18 protein-coding genes and 1 riboswitch are annotated in these 18,583 nt (G+C 65.3%); of the genes, 9 read left to right on the forward strand and 9 right to left on the reverse strand.

Features of this window, described 5'->3' with window-relative positions; genetic code table 11:
- Positions 1-10: 10 nt before the first annotated feature.
- From JOE69_RS11390 to JOE69_RS11415, 6 genes are all read left to right on the forward strand, one after another.
- Positions 11-481: a hypothetical protein gene (locus JOE69_RS11390; protein WP_296364525.1), complete on the forward strand. Its 471-nt coding sequence runs from the start codon at positions 11-13 to the stop codon at positions 479-481.
- Between the two features lie 9 nt (positions 482-490).
- Positions 491-751 carry a DUF4235 domain-containing protein gene (locus JOE69_RS11395; protein ID WP_309798796.1) on the forward strand — a complete coding sequence of 87 codons (261 nt, stop codon included), beginning with the start codon at positions 491-493 and terminating at the stop codon, positions 749-751.
- A 104-nt stretch (positions 752-855) separates the two neighbouring features.
- Positions 856-967, forward strand: a riboswitch (TPP riboswitch).
- Between the two features lie 41 nt (positions 968-1,008).
- Complete coding sequence (locus JOE69_RS11400) at positions 1,009-1,671, forward strand: ECF transporter S component (protein WP_309798799.1); 663 nt, start codon at positions 1,009-1,011, stop codon at positions 1,669-1,671.
- 2 nt (positions 1,672-1,673) lie between these two features.
- Positions 1,674-3,266, forward strand: coding sequence for an ABC transporter ATP-binding protein (locus JOE69_RS11405; protein WP_309798802.1), 1,593 nt, complete (start codon positions 1,674-1,676; stop codon positions 3,264-3,266).
- Positions 3,263-4,075 (forward strand): energy-coupling factor transporter transmembrane component T family protein, encoded by an 813-nt coding sequence (locus JOE69_RS11410; RefSeq protein ID WP_309798805.1) that lies wholly within the window; start codon positions 3,263-3,265, stop codon positions 4,073-4,075. Before JOE69_RS11405 ends, JOE69_RS11410 begins: the two co-directional genes overlap by 4 nt.
- A 105-nt stretch (positions 4,076-4,180) precedes the next feature.
- Positions 4,181-5,722 (forward strand): UDP-N-acetylglucosamine 1-carboxyvinyltransferase, encoded by a 1,542-nt coding sequence (locus JOE69_RS11415; protein ID WP_296364514.1) that lies wholly within the window; start codon positions 4,181-4,183, stop codon positions 5,720-5,722.
- An 86-nt stretch (positions 5,723-5,808) separates the two neighbouring features.
- Here the strand turns inward: JOE69_RS11415 and JOE69_RS11420 are convergent, their stop codons facing one another.
- From JOE69_RS11420 to JOE69_RS11430, 3 genes are read right to left on the reverse strand one after another with little or no spacing between them, the layout of a single operon-like run.
- The gene (locus JOE69_RS11420) at positions 5,809-7,017 is read right to left on the reverse strand and encodes an O-succinylhomoserine sulfhydrylase (protein ID WP_309798808.1); all 1,209 of its coding nucleotides are present in this window, start codon (positions 7,015-7,017) and stop codon (positions 5,809-5,811) included.
- A gap of 4 nt (positions 7,018-7,021) precedes the next feature.
- On the reverse strand, positions 7,022-7,444 hold the full coding sequence (locus JOE69_RS11425; RefSeq protein WP_309798810.1) for a rhodanese-like domain-containing protein: 423 nt from the start codon (positions 7,442-7,444) through the stop codon (positions 7,022-7,024).
- A complete protein-coding gene (locus JOE69_RS11430; protein WP_309798812.1) occupies positions 7,441-7,632 on the reverse strand; it encodes a DUF1737 domain-containing protein in 192 nt (63 codons plus the stop codon). The genes JOE69_RS11425 and JOE69_RS11430 overlap by 4 nt, the downstream gene beginning before the upstream one ends.
- 475 nt (positions 7,633-8,107) lie before the next feature.
- Between JOE69_RS11430 and JOE69_RS11435 the strand changes: the two genes are divergently transcribed.
- Entirely contained in the window at positions 8,108-10,489 is a 2,382-nt protein-coding gene (locus tag JOE69_RS11435) for a hypothetical protein (RefSeq protein WP_309798814.1), read from the forward strand.
- Between the two features lie 54 nt (positions 10,490-10,543).
- Here JOE69_RS11435 and JOE69_RS11440 read toward each other — a convergent pair whose 3' ends face one another.
- Entirely contained in the window at positions 10,544-12,424 is a 1,881-nt protein-coding gene (locus tag JOE69_RS11440) for an ABC transporter ATP-binding protein (RefSeq protein ID WP_374709698.1), read from the reverse strand.
- A 180-nt stretch (positions 12,425-12,604) separates the two neighbouring features.
- Here JOE69_RS11440 and JOE69_RS11445 point away from each other — a divergent pair, with 180 nt between their 5' ends.
- Together JOE69_RS11445 and JOE69_RS11450 are read left to right on the forward strand one after the other, a co-directional pair.
- On the forward strand, positions 12,605-13,276 hold the full coding sequence (locus JOE69_RS11445; protein WP_309798816.1) for a hypothetical protein: 672 nt from the start codon (positions 12,605-12,607) through the stop codon (positions 13,274-13,276).
- Positions 13,277-13,424: 148 nt separating this feature from the next.
- Complete coding sequence (locus JOE69_RS11450; protein ID WP_309798818.1) at positions 13,425-14,144, forward strand: siderophore-interacting protein; 720 nt, start codon at positions 13,425-13,427, stop codon at positions 14,142-14,144.
- Between the two features lie 3 nt (positions 14,145-14,147).
- Here JOE69_RS11450 and JOE69_RS11455 read toward each other — a convergent pair whose 3' ends face one another.
- The 5 genes from JOE69_RS11455 to JOE69_RS11475 form a co-directional block, all read right to left on the reverse strand.
- Positions 14,148-14,990, reverse strand: coding sequence for an alpha/beta hydrolase family protein (locus JOE69_RS11455; RefSeq protein WP_309798820.1), 843 nt, complete (start codon positions 14,988-14,990; stop codon positions 14,148-14,150).
- Positions 14,990-15,919, reverse strand: a complete 930-nt coding sequence (locus tag JOE69_RS11460) for an oxidoreductase (RefSeq protein WP_309798823.1) — start codon at positions 15,917-15,919, stop codon at positions 14,990-14,992. The genes JOE69_RS11455 and JOE69_RS11460 overlap by 1 nt, the downstream gene beginning before the upstream one ends.
- A gap of 79 nt (positions 15,920-15,998) precedes the next feature.
- Positions 15,999-16,868 (reverse strand): aminodeoxychorismate lyase, encoded by an 870-nt coding sequence (locus JOE69_RS11465; protein WP_309798825.1) that lies wholly within the window; start codon positions 16,866-16,868, stop codon positions 15,999-16,001.
- Between the two features lie 94 nt (positions 16,869-16,962).
- Positions 16,963-17,382 (reverse strand): GNAT family acetyltransferase, encoded by a 420-nt coding sequence (locus JOE69_RS11470; RefSeq protein ID WP_309798827.1) that lies wholly within the window; start codon positions 17,380-17,382, stop codon positions 16,963-16,965.
- A 49-nt stretch (positions 17,383-17,431) separates the two neighbouring features.
- A complete protein-coding gene (locus JOE69_RS11475; protein ID WP_309798829.1) occupies positions 17,432-18,478 on the reverse strand; it encodes an LLM class flavin-dependent oxidoreductase in 1,047 nt (348 codons plus the stop codon).
- Between the last annotated feature and the right edge of the window lie 105 nt (positions 18,479-18,583).

The following is an 18,583-nucleotide window of genomic DNA, read 5'->3' on the forward strand; positions in this document are numbered from 1 at the left end:
CAAGGGGAATATGAACAAGCACCGCAAACCGTCTCTGCTCATCGCCGCCGTGGCTGCGGCCGGTCTGGCCTTGGCCGGCTGCACGCCGTCGTCGGACGGGTCTTCTGACGGGTCCTCCTCGGCGCTCGCCCCGGCGCCGAGCACGCAAGCCAGCCAAGGCGTGATCTCGCCGGTGCTGCCGCCGGTGCCGGAGCTGGACGGGGCGCAGGGCATCCGCTCCAGCATCACTTTGGACCAATGCGGGATGGCAGCGGGCCCGGTGACAGCCGCCGGCCAAGCGACCAATGGCGCCGGCTCGGCGACCGACATCGTGATCGCGGTGGATTGGGCCACGGCCAGTTCGGACGTGGTGGCGCGCGGCGTCGCCGTGCTCAAAGCGGTGGCTCCCGGGGCCACCGTGCCGTGGAGCGTCAAAGCCCAACTGGATTACCAGGGCGCCGTGAATTGCATCCCCAACGCGCAGGCCGGAAAGCTCAAGTAGGCTAGGGACATGAATCTGATCTTCAAGCTTCTGGCCGCCGGAATCAGCTTCGGCGCGGGGTTCGCCGCCAACAAGGTCGTGGACACGGTGTGGACCAAAACCACCGGAAACCCTCCGCCCAAAGACGGCGAGAACCTGGAGCACAGCCTCCGCTCGGCGTTGATTTTCGCGGTGGTTTCCGCGACCGTGGCCGCGATCATCCAAACCCTGACCGGGCGCGGGGCGCAGCGGGCCATCGCCAGATTCAACCAGTCCCGCGACCTGACCTGAACGCCTCCCACCGGGCGGCCAGATCTGCAGGCCAAATCGGCTTTATAAGCTGCAGAGCTGGCCACTCAACGTTGGGTGCGACGCGGGTGTAAACTTGCACAGCAATCAAACGACAGGGGAGCGCCGCCGCAAGGCGGGCGCTGAGAGTGCGGATAGCCGCAGACCCTCGAACCTGATCCGGTTAGTACCGGCGAAGGGAGTCGAGTGCTCTTCGGCGTGTCACCGTACACGCCGCCCCTCCTGAAAAGGAGGACAGTATGGCGAACGAGCAATCCGGGGCGGCCAATACCGCAAACAATTCCGCCGGTCCGCAGTCTTCTGCGCAGAAATCCCTTGCCCAGCGCAGCCGTTGGCGAGTGGTGGACATCGTGGTTGCGGCGGTGCTGGGCGTCGCCGTCGGAGTGGTCTTCTGGGCCTGGTCGGCGCTCTACGGCCCGGTTTCGATCGCCTTCGCGGCGTTCCCGCCGCTGGGCGGGCTCTACGGCGGCGGTTGGCTGATCGCGGGCGTGATCGGCGGGCTGGTGATTCGCAAACCGGGCGCCGCATTGTTCTGCGAACTGATCGCGGCCGCCGTCGAAGGCGTTCTGGGCACGCATTTCGGCATGACTGTGCTGCTTTCCGGACTGGTCCAAGGACTCGGCGCCGAGTTCGGCTTCGCGCTGTTTCGCTACCGCCGGTTCAATCTGCCGCCGGCTCTGCTCGCCGGGGCTCTGGCCGGCGCGGCGATGGGCCTCAACGACAACCTGATTTCCAATGTGGCGTGGGAGTTCAGCTGGAAAGTCCTCTACTTCGGCTTTGCCGTGGTCTCCGGCATGGTCATCGCCGGCCTGGTTTCCTGGCTGATCACCCGGGGGCTGGCCCGCACCGGCGCGTTGGCCAATCTGGCGTCGCGGCGGGCCGCCGGCGAACCAGCGTTCTGAGTATGCCGAAGCGCCCGTCCGCACGGACGGCTGCCTCGGTGGCCCCGCTGGGGCTCCGGGCCGAAGGGTGGGGCTGGCAGCACGCCGACCGGTCGCAGCCGGCGGTGCGCGGCCTTGACTTGCAGATCGACCCCGGCGAGCGGGTTTTGCTGCTCGGACCCTCCGGTGCCGGGAAGTCCACTTTCCTGCATGCTGCTGCGGGGCTGCTCGGCGACGAACTGGATGCCGAAGAGTTCGGATCCTTGCTGCTGGACGGCGCGGCGCCGGCCCGGCAGCGGGGTCGGGTGGGGCTCATGCAGCAGGACCCGGATGCCCAGGTGGTGCTGTCCCGGATCGGCGACGATGTGGCATTCGGGGCAGAAAACCTGGCGGTTCCCCGCGAGCTGATCTGGCCGCGGGTGCGGGCCGCGCTGGATGCGGTGGGCCTGGAACTGCCCTTGGACCAGGCCACGGGGAAGCTCTCCGGCGGTCAGAAGCAACGATTGGGCCTGGCCGGTCTGCTCGCGATGCAGCCCGGTCTGTTGCTGTTGGACGAGCCGACGGCGAATCTCGATCCGGCCGGTGTGCTCGACGTGCGCGATGCGGTGCTCCGCTCGGTGGAACGCAGCGGAGCCACTTTGGTCGTGGTCGAACACCGGGTCGCCGTGTGGTTGGAAGTCGTCGACCGCATCGTGGTGCTGGGCGGTCCGGGGCAAGGCGTGCTGTTCGACGGCGCGCCGGAAAAAATCCTGGACGACCGGTTCCAGGCGCGTGCCTCACTGCGTGCGGCGGGAGTCTGGTTGCCCGGCGAAGTGCCGGCCACCCGGCCGGTGCAGGATACCCAGTCCGGCCCTCCGGCCGAAGCCCTGATGCAAGCGGCCGGCCTCGCGGTGTCCCGGCAGGGTGCTACCGCATCGCGGCGCGGCCGACGCCGCGGGAAGGCCAGCCGGGCCGTCGCGCCGGCCGCGGCGCAGATCGACCTGGCGATCCACGCCGGTCAGTCCTTGACGATCACCGGCCGCAACGGATCTGGGAAATCCACCCTTGCCCTGACCCTGGGCGGACTGCTGTCCCCGGCCGCAGGGACGTTGCAGGCCGGGCCCGGTCTGGCCGCTGGCGCCGGGCCGGACCCGATCGACTGGAGCGGCGCCGAACTGATCGAACGGATCGGCACGGTCTTCCAAGAGCCGGAGCACCAATTCGTCACCGGGACGGTGGCCGAGGAACTGGCTTTCGGCCCGCGGCTGCTGGGCCGTGGCGCCGAGCGGGTGGATGAACTCCTGGAGCGGCTGCGCTTGACCGGGCTCCGCGATGCCAACCCCTATACCCTGTCCGGCGGCGAGAAGCGCCGGCTTTCGGTGGCGACCGTGCTCGCCGCGAGTCCGCAGCTGCTGATCCTGGACGAACCGACATTCGGCCAAGACGCGAATACCTGGACCGAGCTGGCGGATCTGCTGATCGAGTTACTCGAGCAGGGTACTGCGGTCGTTTCGGTAACCCACGACGCCGCCTTCAGCGCCGCGATCGGCGGCCACAGTTTGCGGTTGGACGGGGCTGATCGGTTGGACGGGGCTGACCGGTTGGCGGCAACCGAGCGGCTGGAGGGCACCGGATGAGCATCGCCGAAGCCGTTCCGACGTCGGCTCCGGATTCGTCCGGAGCGCCGGTCTTGGCCGGCGCGAACCCGCTCAGCAAGCTGCTGGCTGCCTTGGCGATCGCGATTGCCCTGATTCTGAGTTTGGACGTGGTTTCCGCCGGCACCGCATTGATTCTGGAGTTGGCCGTGCTGCCGCTCGCCGGTTTGTCCTTCCGGATGCTGCTCAGCAGGGGCTGGCCGTTGCTCTTGGCCGCAATCGGCGGCGGGTATGGAACTGCCCTTCTGGCGGCGAAAACCGGAACGGTGGTTTTGGACTGGGGACCGTTCCTGCTCACTACCGGGTCTTTGGATTCGGCCTTGGCCGTGGTTCTGCGGAGCATGGCGATCGCACTGCCCGGGATCTTGCTTCTGGTCTGCACCGATCCCACGGATCTGGCCGATTCTCTGGCCCAGCGGGCCAAGCTGCCGGCCAGGTTCGTGCTCGGCGCACTCGCCGCGATGCGCCTGGTGGGTTTGTTGATCGAAGAATGGCAGACGCTGGGAATGGCGCGCCGGGCGCGGGGAGTGGGCAGCAACGCCGGGTTCTTCGGCCGGCTCAAAGCCTCCTGGGGGCAGGCCATGGCGCTTCTGGTGCAGGCGCTTCGCCGGGCCGGACGCTTGGCCGTGACCATGGAGGCCAAGGGCTTCGGTTCCGGGCCGCGGACCTGGGCGCGCGACTCGACCTTCGGCTGGTTGGATCTCTGGGTGGCGCTGGGCGCCCTGGCGGTGATCGGGCTTTCGATCGGTTTGGCGATTGCTGCAGGGCGGTGGAACCCGGTCTTCTGGTAATCGACCGAGCGCCAAAATATCGCATGTAACGAATAGATCACGACTCGCTGCGGTCGGCTGCGTGTTCAATTGTTGCATTTATGCTTCCTGTGATATTTTTTAGACGTGACGACCGATGTGCAAGAAACCGCAGAAACCGTAGCCCAGATCCTCCGCGACGCCCGTCTGGGCAAAGGCTGGACGCAAGGGAAGCTCGCTGCCGAGCTGGGGACCAGCCAGAGCGCAGTCGCCCGGATGGAACAGGGCAAGCAGAATCTGAGCCTGAAGATGATCCAGCGGATGGAGACGATCTTCGGGCACAGCATTGTCAATGTCGGAGGCTCGATGAAATCCAAAATGACCCACCTGCGGGTCACCGGCGGGCACACCCTCTCCGGCGTCGTCGACGTCAACTCGTCGAAAAACGCGGGCGTGGCCCTGTTGTGCGCTTCGCTGCTCAACCGGGGGACCACCACCTTGCGCCGGTTGGCCCGGATCGAGGAAGTCAACCGGATCGTCGAGGTGCTGACGTCGATCGGCGTGGAATGCACCTGGCTCAACGCCAATGACTTGCAGATCCGCAGGCCCGCGGTGCTGGACCTCGACTCGATGGATGTCGAGGCTGCCCGGCGGACCCGCAGCGTGATCATGCTCCTCGGACCGTTGCTGGACCAGGAAGAGACCTACCGGCTGCCCTACGCCGGCGGCTGCGATCTGGGCACCCGGACGGTCGAGCCGCATATGCAGGCATTGCGCCAGTTCGGTCTTTCGGTCGAAGCGCACCAGGGTTTTTACGGCGTGCAGACTCCGCCGGCCGATGCCGAGGACCGGATCTTCGTGCTCACCGAACGCGGCGATACGGTCACCGAAAACGCCATCATGGCGGCCGCGCACCGGGTGGGCAAGACCGTGATCCGCAATGCGAGCCCCAACTACATGGTCCAGGACCTCTGCTTCTACCTGCAGGAATTGGGCGTATCCGTGGAAGGGATCGGCTCCACGACCTTGACCATCCGGGGCAAGGCGCTGATCGACCTGGACATCGAATACGCCCCTTCGGAAGATCCGATCGAGGCGATGAGCCTGATCACCGCGGGCATCGTCACCGGTTCCGAAGTGACGATCCGCCGGGTGCCGATCGAGTTCATGGAAATCGAGCTTTCGGTGTTGGAGCAGATGGGCTTCAAATACCGCAAAACCGAGGAATACACGGCCCGGAACGGGCATACCCGGTTGGTCGACATCACCACCTTGCCGTCCGAGTTGAAGGCCGCGCCGGACAAGATCCACCCGATGCCGTTCCCCGGCTTGAACATCGACAATCTGCCGTTCTTCGCAGTGATCGCCTCCTGCGCCGAGGGCACCACGCTGATCCACGACTGGGTCTACGAGAACCGGGCGATCTACCTGACCGAGCTCAACAAGCTCGGCGCACGGGTGCGCTTGCTCGATCCGCACCGGATCGACGTCGAAGGCCCTACCCGTTGGCGTGCCGCGGAGATCGGCTGCCCGCCGGCATTGCGGCCGGCCGCGTGCATCCTGTTGGCGATGCTGGCAGCCCGGGGCACCTCGGAATTGCGGAACATCTACGTGATCGAGCGCGGTTACGAAGACCTCGCCGAGCGGTTGAACACCCTCGGCGCCGAGATCGAATACTTCCAGGACTGACCGTTTCAGATAGCCTTCTGCGTCTCGGATAGCCGTTTGCGCGTCAAACCGCTATCTCATGCGCAAGCGACTATCCGAAACAGGGCTTAGCGTGCAGCGAGGGCTTGGGCCAGGTCGCCGCGCAAATCCTCGAGGTCTTCCAGTCCTACGGACAGCCGGACCACGCCGTCGCCCAGCCCGATCGCGGCGCGGCCTTCCGGGCCCATCGCGCGGTGCGTGGTGGTCGCCGGGTGTGTGATCAGGGATTTCGAATCGCCCAGGTTGTTCGAAATGTCGATGACTTTGAGCGCATTGAGCAGCGAAAACGCTTCGGCCTTGCCGCCGCCTGCTCCCGTAGCGCGCAGCGCGAAGGTCAACACGGTGCCGCCCGCGGACATCTGCGCCGCGGCCAGTTCATACTGCGGGTGCGATTTCAGCAGCGGGTACTTCACCCATTCGACCTCGGGCTGCTGTTCCAGGAACTCGGCCAGGGCCAGCGCCGAGGCCGAAGAGTGGTTCACCCGCAGCGCCAGGGTCTCCAGGCCCTTGGTCAAAACCCAGGCATTGAAGGACGACAACGACGGCCCGGTGTGCCGCATCAGTTGTTTGACCGGTCCGTCGATGAATTCCTTGCTGCCCAGGATCGCGCCGCCCATCACCCGGCCCTGGCCGTCGATGTGCTTGGTCCCGGAATAGACCACGACGTCGGCGCCGAGCTCGGTGCAGCGCTGCAGCAACGGGGTGGCGAAGACATTGTCGGCGACCACGGTGGCGCCGGCCGCATGCGCCAAATCGCAGACCGCCCGGATGTCGACGATTTCCTGCATCGGGTTGGACGGCGACTCGAAGAACACCGCAGTGGTCGGCGCCGACAGGGCTTCGCGCCATTGCGCCAGGTCCGGCCCGTCGACGAACACCGTTTCGACTCCCCATCGCGGCAGGATCTCGTTCAGAATCACGAAACACGATCCGAAGAGCGACCGCGAGGCGACCACCCGGTCACCGGCTGCGAGCAGCGCACCCAAAGCCACGAACACTGCGGACATCCCGGAGGCCGTGGCGAAGCAGGCTTCGGTGCCTTCGAGCAGCCGGAGCCGTTCCTGGAAGGTCGCCACGGTCGGATTGCCGTAGCGCGAGTAGACGAATCGTTCGTCCTCCCCGGTGAAGGCGCGTTCGGCGGCTTCGGCGGAGTCGTAGACGAAACCGGAGTTGGTGAATATCGCCTCCGAGGTTTCGAAGAAGCCGGTCCGGTCCAAGCCGCCGCGCACCGCCTGGGTGTCCGCGGCCCATTCGGCAGCCAAGGGGTTGAAAGCCATCGCTTTATGCCTCCAGGCGGTTCTGGTCGGCGAGCGTTTTCCAGGGCAGTTTGCGGTTCTTCCAGCCGTTCACGGTGCGGTCGCCATAGGAGTTCGGTACGCCTTCGAACCCTTCGAGCACGTTGTAGGCGGTGAACCCGGCCTCGGTTGCGGCTTCGGCGGCGGAAATCGATCTGGCTCCGGAGCGGCACAGGAAGACCAGGTCTGCCCCGGCCGGAACCGCTTCCGCCAGTTGCGCCAGGAATTCGGAATTCCAGACGTTTCCGGCCAGGTTCCACTGCACGAACACCGGTTCGACGGCGATCGAACCGGTGTCCGGCACTCCGATCACCTGCCATTCGGCTTCGGTTCGCACATCGACCAGGGTCGCGCCGTCGGCGACCTTCTGCCAGGCTGCCTCCGGGCTGAGGTCTCCCGCGTAGCTCATCGGGCGTCGGCCGGATCGAAGCTGGGCAGGATCACGGCTTGTGCCACCACGATTTTGCCGCCATTCGCGGTGATCGCCGGGCTGCCGTGGAGCACATAGCCCTCGGCGATCGCATCGGACACCCGATGACAGAACGATGAATCGTCGGGACCGGTCAGTAGCCGGTAGGTCAGGCGGTTTTCAGCCATCGGAAACTCCTTTTGCAGTGGGTGCAAAAGGGAGCGAACCCGCTTGCAACCCGTTGACGTTGCCGAGTATTCACCTGAGGCACCCCGCCGGAAGAGAGGGTTGCCGGCCAGCAAGTCAGGGCGGTGCGACGGAAGCCTCCCCTGGGGGAATTCCGGAGCGTGCTGGCGCTCGTTACTCGAGAGCAAAATTAGCACAATCCGCCCGGCCGGGTGGCATGGGCGTGACTTTGTTTCGCGCTCAGATTGTGACGCCCGAAAATCGCAGCGAGCCGCCTGGTGCGGTCTGCGCTCCGAGGTGCAGTGATGCGTTTGAACTATTCATTCCCGAATCATTGACGGGAAGGGTGCCGTGCCTGAAAATTTGATTCGGGCGGTTTAGGCGCCCGAACCCTTGGCAGCTTCGGCGGGAACGTCGAGCGGCTATCAATTATCCATTACATCGATTTATTGGGGGAGAATTTATGGAGTAATTTCGATGAACCCGATCATTCGGCGAGCCAAAAAACTGGCCACATATACGGCGGTCATATGTTTGCTTCTGGCGTCGGCATCGACGCCCCTGCCGGCCATTGCAGCCGGAAATGCCGGGGAGCTGGTGATCGACGCCCCGGAATCCGCGCCAATCTCCGGTCCGAGCAATCCGAACTCGCTGAGCTACTCGTTCGGCAGCCGATGGAACTCGTTGACCGGCTCCGTCCAGCAACTCGGAGTCACCATGCCGATGAGCGCGAACGGTATGGTGAACGTCGTCGACGTCGACATCGACACGAGCCGACTAGGCGCCGCGGACCGCAGCCAAAGCATCCTTTCACGGGAGATCTTCAACGACGAACTCGAACGTGCGGGGGAATCAACCCTGACGCTGCAAGGCGGCCAACAGGTGATGATTGGCACTACCTTGGGCGAATTGGTCAATGTCAGCCTGGCCGATTTGCAAACTACTGCGGTCGGCATTCCTGCCGGAACCGCTTCGTCGATCCTCAATATGTACGATGACGGCCCGAATGTCCTCCTGGGCACCCGTTCTGCGACCTACCGGCAATCCGCCGATCGGGGCAGCGGACAGGTGTTGAAATTGAAATACTCCTGTGTTTATGCGCAATGCAATGAGACCGAACGGTGGACCCGATACGGTGCTCCGGTAGCTGGGAATACCCATGTTTATGGGGTGAGTTCGTGGCGGGGGGCGGTCATTGCCGCAAGCGGCGACCAGCGAGCGGTATTGAGCATCTACCAGAATGGCGAGTGGCAAGAACTGGACACGGTCCCGGCATCCGGAGCCGGCCAAGCCGAGCGCTTCACTCAAGCACGCGTCATGGGGGATTACCTCTACGCGTCCTACCAAGGCACGAATACGACGAAATACGGGACTCATGTGTACCGGCTGAGCCAGGACGCCAATGGCCTGGTCGCCGCAACCTGGGTGCGAAACCTCGGCGCGACGGCCTGGATCGTCAGCCCCGTGGCGCCAGGCATGGGGTACAGCGAATCCAGCATTTTGTACCGCGGTCCGGGGGATTCATTGACCATTTTCGACCCGCTGGCCCCACCAACCGGCGCCAACACGGTTTGGGGCGTATTCAAGCCGCAGCAAATGCCCGAGGGAAGCGGCCTCGGGGCATTGCCGACTTCTTCCTGCTGGATGACTCCGGCGAAGATGTGCGCCACCTGGAACCCCGGGGGCAGCGACATCGTACTTGCCACGAAAGCCGGAGGCTCCGGCTCCGAGACCATCAAGCAGGTCCGTTCGATCTCTGCCGGGGACGCAGTGGTCATCAATGGCGGACGCCGCAGCATTTCGAGGCTTGCTGCCGGGCCGGGCAACTCCGGACTATTTGCCAGCACTTCCTATTTCGGCCATTACGTGCGCCAGATCAACCCCAATACTGGTCAGACGAAAGATCGACCACTGCGCTCCAACCGTGACAGTCTTGGCGGTGCGCCGCAAGTGGAGGGGTTGGGCGCGGTGGGCGATCAACTTCTTGCCGGCATCTATCCGCAAGGCGGCACGATATCCCAGATCGACCCGGCGAAGCCGGTGACCTGTGAGAACCAGATTGACCGAAGCGGCGATGATTGCAACCCTACGATCACCACCGGCGACCGGATCATCGGCTTCGGGCAGGCGCGACCAGTGGCGATTGCGGACCTCGGCGGCGGCCGCGCGGCGATTGCCTCTTATGGTGCCCGGAACAATGCAGCCGGGGCGTTGACTCTTTACAACACGACGACGAAGAAAATCACCGACCGCATCCCACTCCAAGACGCCAACGGAATCAAGCTCAGTGAAATGGGCCTGTCCACCGTCGCCGACCGGGACCTCGCCGCGACCGGTGGCTGGATTTACGCCGGAACCAACGCTGCGCCACCGGACAACACCTCCACCCAGCCGCGGGCAGCGGTCATCAGATACAACGTCACGACGAAAGTCACCGAAGCGATTGAGGTTTCTCGCAAGCTCGTCAGCGCGCTCAAATTCGGCGCCGACGGGCGGCTGTATGCGATGACTGGTTATAGCTTCCTCACCATCGATCCGGGCCTTGACGGTCGGCCGTTCGCTGTAGTCGACAGCATCAACATCGGTACGCGGTGGTCGGCTCCGGGCGCCTCGATGGCGGCCCTGGCAGATGGAACTTTCGCGGTCGTGGCGGGTTCTGGGGATACCTATCCTGGTCCGCTATACCTGGTCGATCCGCGCGGTGCAGGCAAGGCCCGGGCTACCTCGCTCGGCGGCGAGGAAGCTTACGGAGTCGTGGTCGTCAGTGCTCCCTCAGGGCTTGGCTCTCGTTGGTATTACACCCGGGGATTCGGCATCTTCTACCAGGACCAGCCCCAGATCGCTGGACCGTTGCGTTGACGCAGTTTGCCAAGGCTCAGCGGTTTCCAGGGTACGGTGCGGCCGACTCCACGCTCAGGCCGGAGTCTGCGGTAGCGCGGAATTGACTTGTTCCGCATACAGGGCGGCATAGCGCCCGTTGAGCGCCAGCAACTCGTGGTGCGTGCCGCGTTCCACGATCCGGCCCTGTTCGACGACGAAAATCACGTCTGCGGCGACCACGGTGGACAACCGGTGCGCGATGGCCACCGTGGTCCGCCCATGCGCCGCGGTCTCCAGCGCGGACTGGACCACGCGCTCGGAGATCGAGTCCAGCGCGCTCGTGGCTTCGTCCAAGACCAATACCGCGGGATCCTTCAACAACACTCGGGCAATGGCGATCCGTTGCTTTTCGCCGCCGGACAGCCGGTACCCGCGTTCGCCGACCAAGGTGCCGAACCCGTCTGGAAAGCTCATGATGGTTTGGTGGATATTGGCCCGGCGGGTGGCTTCTTCCAGTTCGGCCTGGCTGGCGTCCGGCTTCGCATAGCGCAAATTGTCGGCGATCGTGGCGTGGAAAAGGTAGGTTTCCTGGCTCACGATGCCGATGTGGGCTACCAGGGATTCCTGCAAAAGATCCTTGACGTCGCTTCCGCTGAACTCGATCCGGCCGGAACTGGCCTCGTAGAGCCGTGGGATCAGATAGGAAATCGTGGTTTTCCCGGCTCCGGACGATCCGACGAAGGCCGCGAATTGCCCCGGCTCGATCCGGAACGAAACTCCGTCCAGAGTGGGACGTTCCCCAGGTTGGGCATCCGGATAGGCGAAGCTCACCCCGTCGAACTCGATCCGGCCCAGCTGGCCCAGGTCGCGGAGCGGTCCGGCGCCGGACCGGTCGGCGATGGCCGGTTTCAGGTCGAGGTATTCGAAGATCCGGGCGAACAGCGCGCCGGAGGTCTGCACGTCCAGCGCCACCCGCATCAGGCTGGTCAGCGGGAACAGCAACCGCGCCTGGACCGTGGTGAACGCGACGATGGTTCCGGCCGTGATCGCCTGCGCGCCGCCGTCGACCAGCAAACCGGCCACGAAGTAGACGATCGCCGGAATCGAGGACAAGAAGATCGTGACGATCGCGAAGAACCATTGGCCGCTCATCGCCTGGCTCAGCTGCAGCCGGATCTGGTTCTTGTTCTCCGCGGAATAGCGTTGCACCTCAGCGCCCTGCATGTTGAAGCTCTTGGCGAGGAGGATTCCGGAGACGCTCAAGGTCTCCTGGGTGATCGCGGACATCTCGGAGAGCGATTCCTGGGTCTTGGTCGCGATCCGGGCCCTTACCCGGCCGACCCGGCGCTGCGCGATCACCAGAATCGGCATCAGCACCACCGCGACCACGGTCAATTGCCAGTTCAATAGCAGCATCGCGACGAAAGCCGCGATCACGGTGACGGTATTGCCCAGGATCGAGGAAACGGTATTGGTCAGCACACTCGCCACGCCGCCGACGTCGTTCTGCAAGCGGGATTGGATCACCCCGGTTTTGGTCCGGGTGAAGAAACTCAAATCCATGGCCTGCAGATGCCCGAACAATCGCACGCGGAGCGCGCCCATCACCTGGTTGCCCACCGAAGCGGTGAGATAGGTCTGCCAGACGCCGAGCAGCGCGGAACCAATGTAGACCAGGATCATCAGGCCCACGATCAGGCTCAGCACTGGAAGGTCCGGCCGGCCGGCGGCTGGGAAGAGGCCGTCGTCGAAGGCCCGTTGGGTGAGCAGCGGCGGTACTACGGAGAGCGCGGCACCGATCAGAACCAGGATCGCAGTGCCGATCAGTGCCCGGCGGTGCGGCGCGAAAAGGCCGTAGACCCGGCGGAACAAATGCTCGATCACCGGGGCCTGGGCATTCGCCGCGCGTTGTGCCTCTTCGTCGCTGCCGCTGAGCCGTCCCCGGCCGCCGGCTGCTGCTCGCATCCCGCTCATGGTGCTGAGCCTATCCTGCAGAGCGGAACCGGCGGTGCCCAGGCGTGGCACTTTGAGTTGCCTGAAAGTCCCTGGCCGCAACATCCCCGGATGCATAGGATTTTGAGCATCGCTGCTCGCGTGGCCCGACGCCGCACAGCACCGGCCTCTTGCTTCCCGATTCGCTAAGGACCCCCACCCGTGAAGACGCTGTCCCTGTGGCGCTCCGTCGCCACCGCAACCGCACTGTCCGTTTCGCTCCTGACCGGCGGTGCCGCTGCGCAGGCTGCACCCGCGCCCGCTTTTGCGCCGGTGGCGCAGACGCCTGCCGCCAATGCTGCAGCGCACCGGGATTACATCGCCGATTGGCTCAGGGGCCGGATCACGGCTGCCAAGGACCCGAATTCACCCGCAGTCGACCCCTTGCGGGCAGCGCTCTACCAATGGCTGAAGATCCAAGCCGGTCCGGACCAGCACGCGACCATCGAAGCGGTGGTCAAGACCATGCGTGAGCCGGACGGCGGATTCACCTGGAGCCCGGTGACCGGAATCGTGCCGACCCTGGGTTTCGCGGTTTCGCCGTTCCCGAAGCGTTCGAAGACCGTCGACCTGGCCGGGATGAGCGACGTCCAGATCATTGCCGCGGTGCGTGACTACGCCACGCAGAACAACGATTTGCTGGCCAAGCCGGGATACTACTTGGGTGGCTGGAACGATCCGGCCACCGGAATCGTCTACCTGGACGTGTCCACGGTCCTGGACAATCCGTTCCAAGCGCGCAAACTCTGCTTGACCTCGGCGCAAATCGCCTTCTTCGACCTGCAGACGATGTCCAGCGTGACCGCCAAACCGGCTTTGCTGCCGGTGGGCTGACGCGCCCGGGCTTCTACTGCCCAGCTCGGCAGGTTCAACGGGGTAAACAGGTTCACATGTGAACCTGTTTACCCCGTTGAACCTGCTTTTTGTTCGTCCGGAAGCCGGCCCGTGCTAACTTAGGTTTACCTAACTCAGGAGGGCTTCGGTGGGCGAACGATTGGAGCGGGCACTGCTGCGTGCCTTCCGGGCGCCGAGTTTCGAGCTCCGGGTGGTCGGCACCGAGCATCTGGCGCCGAGATTGCTGAAGCTGGACGTCGACTGCCCGGATTTCATCGAAGCCGCGGAGATCCATCCCGGGCTCTGGCTCCGGTTGTGGATTCCGGGCCCGCAAGGGAAATTCCAGCGCGCCTATACCGTGATCGGGGCCGACCGCGAGGCCGGGACGTTCAGTCTGGAGTTCTACTTGCACGGCGGCGGCGGAGTGGCGGAGACGTGGGCCCGCGCTGCCCGGCCCGGTATGCGGATCGAGGCGGCGCTCTACGAAGGCAAAAGCGTTTTCGATCCGGGTGAGGCTGCGGAAGTGCTCCTGGTCGGGGATCTGACGTCCCTGCCGGCGATCAATGAGATCTGTGCGAGCACCGAGTTGCCGAAGACCGTGATCCTCGAGGCCACGGCTCCCGGAGACGAATCGTTCCCCACCGAGGTGGACCGTCCGCTGTGGCTGGAGCAGCGCGTCGACAGCGCCAACACCTTGGCCGCGTTGCCGAAACGGGACCTGTCCGGATGCGCCTGCTTCATCGCCGGAGAAACCTCGATGGTGCGATCGGTGCGCAAGGAGCTGCTGGCACGCGGGGCGCAAAAGCGGTTGCTGAAAAGCCAAGGCTATTGGATTCGCGGGCGTTCGATGGGCACTGCGGTGAAATGAGCCTCAGTCCAGCAGCGGGCCCAGGGTTTTCGCCCAGATCGACTCGTTGCCGGCCCGGAAGAAACCGAAGTGGCCGATCCGGGAAACGCCCAGGTCCGCCGGGGCATAGCGCAGCATCCGCCGGTTCCGGAGCGGATACAGATCGTGCAGCGTGCTGATGCTCGCACCGGAGAGCAATTCGTCGTCGGTGAAAGAAATCGAGGTCAGCGGTGTCTGGAACTCGGCGAACCTGGCCCGCAACTCCGGGAACTCGCCGATCAGGTAATCCGGGTGCATGCACCAGCGGGACCATTGCCGCATCACATTCGGCGGCAGGTCGCCGAGCAGCTTCAGCTTGGCCCCCGGGTAGTAGCCGGTCAGTCTGATCGCAGCCGGGCCGATGCCTTTCCACAGCAGCGGCGCGATGAACCGCAGAGCGCCCGGATTGCTCCGCCAGTACCCGCTGCCGGATGCCACCGTGATCGCGGAGGCCAAGCGCCGGTGCTCCGCCAAGGGGAGCACTAGGCCGCCCAGGCTGTGGCCCAGCCAGGTGACCGGCACGCCGTCGGCGCCGTCGAGCAGCCAATCCAGAGTGTCCGCCGCGTCCTGCGCCCAGCGCATCAGGTCATTGCGCACTTTGCGCAGGTCGCCGTCGCCGGAATCGCCGTAGCCGCGGTAATCGAAGACCAGTGCTGCGATGCCCTGCCCGCTGAGCCATTCGGCCAACGGCGTGTAAAAACGGGCCTTGGTTGCCATCGCCGCGGCGATCAGCACGATCCGGCGCGGTGGCCCGTCCGGCCGGAACCAACGTCCGTTCAGGGTGACGCCGTCGTCGGTGGGGATCTGCACGGACTCGGTTCCGGGCATCAGGCGACCGCGGGCAGATCAGGGTAGCCGACGCCGGTCAGCTCCTCGCTCGCGGACCAGAGCCGAGCCGCTACGCCGCGGTCCGAGACGTAGCCGCGGACTCTGGCCCGGGCCACATTGCCGCGCATCTCGAAGAGCCCCCCGGGGCCGAAGTACTCGCCACCGGAGAGCTCCGGATCGGTGGCCGCGAAAAGCTGCGGCAACGCGCCCGCCGCGTCGCTCTGGAAGAAGACCCGCAAAGCCTTGCCGCCGATTCGGACCACTGGCCCGGCCGCCATTCCGGCCATCAGATTGGTCTTGGCGATACCGGGATGCGCCGCGACTACCGCCAGCCGTTCGCCGCGCGCTTTGAGCCGGCGGTCGAATTCCCGGGCAAAGAAGAGATTGGCCAGTTTGCTCTGCGAATACGCGGTGCTGGCGCGGTAGGACCGTTCGCCGTGCAGATTCGCGAAGTCGACCTTGCCGCGCAAATGCGCCAAGGAGGAAACCACGACGATGCGCGGGCCCAAAGCGTGGTTGCTCTGCCGAAGCCGGGGCAGCAGCAGCCCGTTGAGCGCGAAGTGGCCGAGGTGGTTGATCCCGAGTTGCTGCTCGAAGCCGTCTTTGGTCCGGCTGAAGGGGGTCGCCATGACGCCGGCATTGTTGATCACCAGATCCAGCGGCCGATCCCACCGTTCGGCGAAATCCCGGACGCTCGCCAAATCCGCCAGGTCCAGCGGCTCGAATCGGGTCGCGTGGTTCCCGGAAAGCTCCCGCACCCGGGACTGCGCCGCCAAGCCGCGTTCCCGGTCCCTGCAAGCCAGGGTGACCACTGCACCACGCTGCGCCAAGGCGACCGCGGTGCGGAAGCCGAGGCCGATGTTGGCGCCGGTCACGATCACCTGACGGCCTTGTTGGTCGCCGATCGATTCGGCGGAAAACGGAGTCATCTGCTTGGCCTCTCCGGGAGCTGGAGGATCTAACCTGTCCAGCGTAGTCGCAGCGAGATGCGAATGGCGAGGAGTTGTTTCAGCGAATGGTGGCGAGCAGGGCGTTCAGTTCCGCAGTCAATTCCGCATCGTGGTTGATTTCGGTGCCATCGATCCGGTTGACCGGGGCCAGCAGGCGGATGCTGGAGACCAGCCAGACCGCGTCCGCGTCGAACAGGTCTGCCGGGACCAGTGGGCCGTAGCCCAATTCCCAACCGGCATCCTTCGCCGCCGCGAACAAGGCGCCCTGAGTGGTGCCGGGCAGGATGCCGGAATCCAGTTGGGTGGTGATCAACCGCTTCACGGCACCGTCGCGGTGCGCGATCAGCACCGAGGAGGTCGGGCCCTCCAGGACCCGGCCGTCGGCACTGGTGAAGATCACGTCGTCGGCGTCGTGCTGGTGGGCATAGCGCAAGGCCGCCATGTTCACCGCGTAGGAGAGCGTCTTCGCGCCCAGCAGCAGCCAGGGCGCGCGTTCGGCCAGGCCGGAATCGTAGCCGCGGTCCAGGAGCAGCACGTCCAGGCCTTTTTCGCGCAGGGCTTTGCTGCTTTCCGGCAGTGCCGCAACCTGGACCCAGGCGGTGGGCTGCCCGGCATCTTCGACGCCACGGGTGACCAGGAGCTTCACAATGGCTTCGGGTTGCGCGAACTCGGCCAGTCCGGTCTGGATTGCGGCCAGCCAGGCAGCTGCCGCCGGAAGCTCGAGTTCGAGCAGTTCCGCCGAGGAGGCCAGGCGGTCCAGATGCGCCTGGACCTTGCGCGGCCGGCCGTCCAAAGCCAGCAGGGATTCGAAGATCCCGTCGCCGCGGGTCGCGCCCAGATCGGTGGCGAAGAGCTGCGGTTGCCGGGAGTCGGCCAACCGGCCGGCGGGGTGGGCGGGGTCGAGGAACACCAGGATGGTCTGAGGCATGAGTTCAGAATAATGCCCCAGCCCAACTTCCACGCCGCAAAGCGGGGCTGGGGCGCTTCTGCCCCGGAACCGGGGGTGGATCTTGGGCTGGAGCCTAGTCGGCGATCAGCCGTTTGCCGAGGTCGACCGTGTCGTCGATGGTGTAACCCAGGTGCCGGTAGAAGTCGACCGCGTCCTGGTTGCCGGCTCGGACCTGGAGGGAGACTTTGGGGCAGCCGAGCCCGTGCAAGGCTTGCTCGGCATGTTCGACGAGCGCCCGGCCGACCCCGAGGCCACGGGCGCCGGGACTGGCCGCGAGATAATTCAGCCAGCCGCGGTGCCCGTCGTAGCCCGCCATGACCGAGCCGACGAGGTTTCCCGAGTCGTCCTCGGCAACCACGAAAAGCTCCGGCTGCACCGAAGCCTTCCGCGCGATGTCCTTGCGCGGATCGTTCCACGGCCGGGTCAGCCCGGCGGCCGTCCAGAGTGCGACGACCGCATCGGTGTCTTCGGGGCGGAATCGCCGGATGCGCATGGCACCAGTGTTCCAGACCGGGCGGACCCCTGGTGAAGCGGCGCCCGGATCAGGCGATCGGGTACCCTTCGACGCGTCCGGCGGTGTTCGGCTGCCAACCCAGCTCCGGGGCCACGTGTTCGGCGAAGGCGGAGAGCACGTGCATGTTGTACTCCACGCCCAGCTGGGTCGGGATGGTCAGCATCAGGGTGTCGGCGGACATCACTGCCGAGTCGTTGCGCAGTTCCTGCACCAATTGGTCCGGTTCGCCCGCGTAGGTCTTGCCGAAAGTGGAGCGGAATCCGTCGATCATGCCGACCTGGTCTGCGTCGCTGCGGCCGAAATACCTGCGGTCCAAATCGTTCATGATCGGGAACACGCTGCGGCTCACCGAGACCCGCGGGGTGCCTGCATGCCCGGCTGCGGTCCAGGCCACCCGGTAGCGCTGGATCTGTTCCGCCTGCAGCTCGTGGAACGGGACGCCGGCGTCTTCGGTGAGCAGCGTCGAGGACATCATGTTGACGCCCATCGTGCCGGCCCATTCCGCGGTGTCCCGGCTGCCGGAGCCCCACCAGATCCGTTGCCGCAGTCCTGGTGCGTGCGGCTCGACGCGGAGCAGGCCGTTCTGCCCGGTCATCCGCGGGTCCGCCGGGGCGACGCCCTCGCCATCGATCGCCCGCAGGAACAGCTCGAACTTCTGCCGGGCGATGTCACCGCCGCGCGGGTCCTCGCTACCGGTGTAGCCGAAGGATTCGTAACCGCGCAATGCGGTCTCGGGCGATCCCCGGCTCATGCCCAACGCCAGCCGGCCGTCGCTGATCAGATCCAGCGAGGCGGTTTCCTCGGCCAAATACAGCGGGTTTTCGTAGCGCAGATCGATCACCCCGGTGCCCACCTCGATGTGCTTGGTGCGGGCGGCGATCGCGCTCAGCAGCGGAAACGGTGCGGATTGCTGGGTGGCGAAGTGGTGGACCCGGAAATAGGCCCCGTTCACGCCGATCCGGTCAGCTTCGACGGAGAGCTCGATGGCCTGCTGCAATGAATCTTTCGCGGTCACGGTCTGCGATCCGCGGCCTGGTCCGTAGTGTCCGAATGATAAGAATCCAAAACCTTTCATGCCGGCTAGAACTATGCGTTTGCATGTATTATTCCCGGCCGGCCGCCGCTGAGGAAGCGGGGGAGCGACTCACCTTGTGGTTGGGACATTCAGAGGCACGAATAA

The organism is Arthrobacter russicus (assembly GCF_031454135.1).
GTDB lineage: Bacteria > Actinomycetota > Actinomycetes > Actinomycetales > Micrococcaceae > Renibacterium > Renibacterium russicum.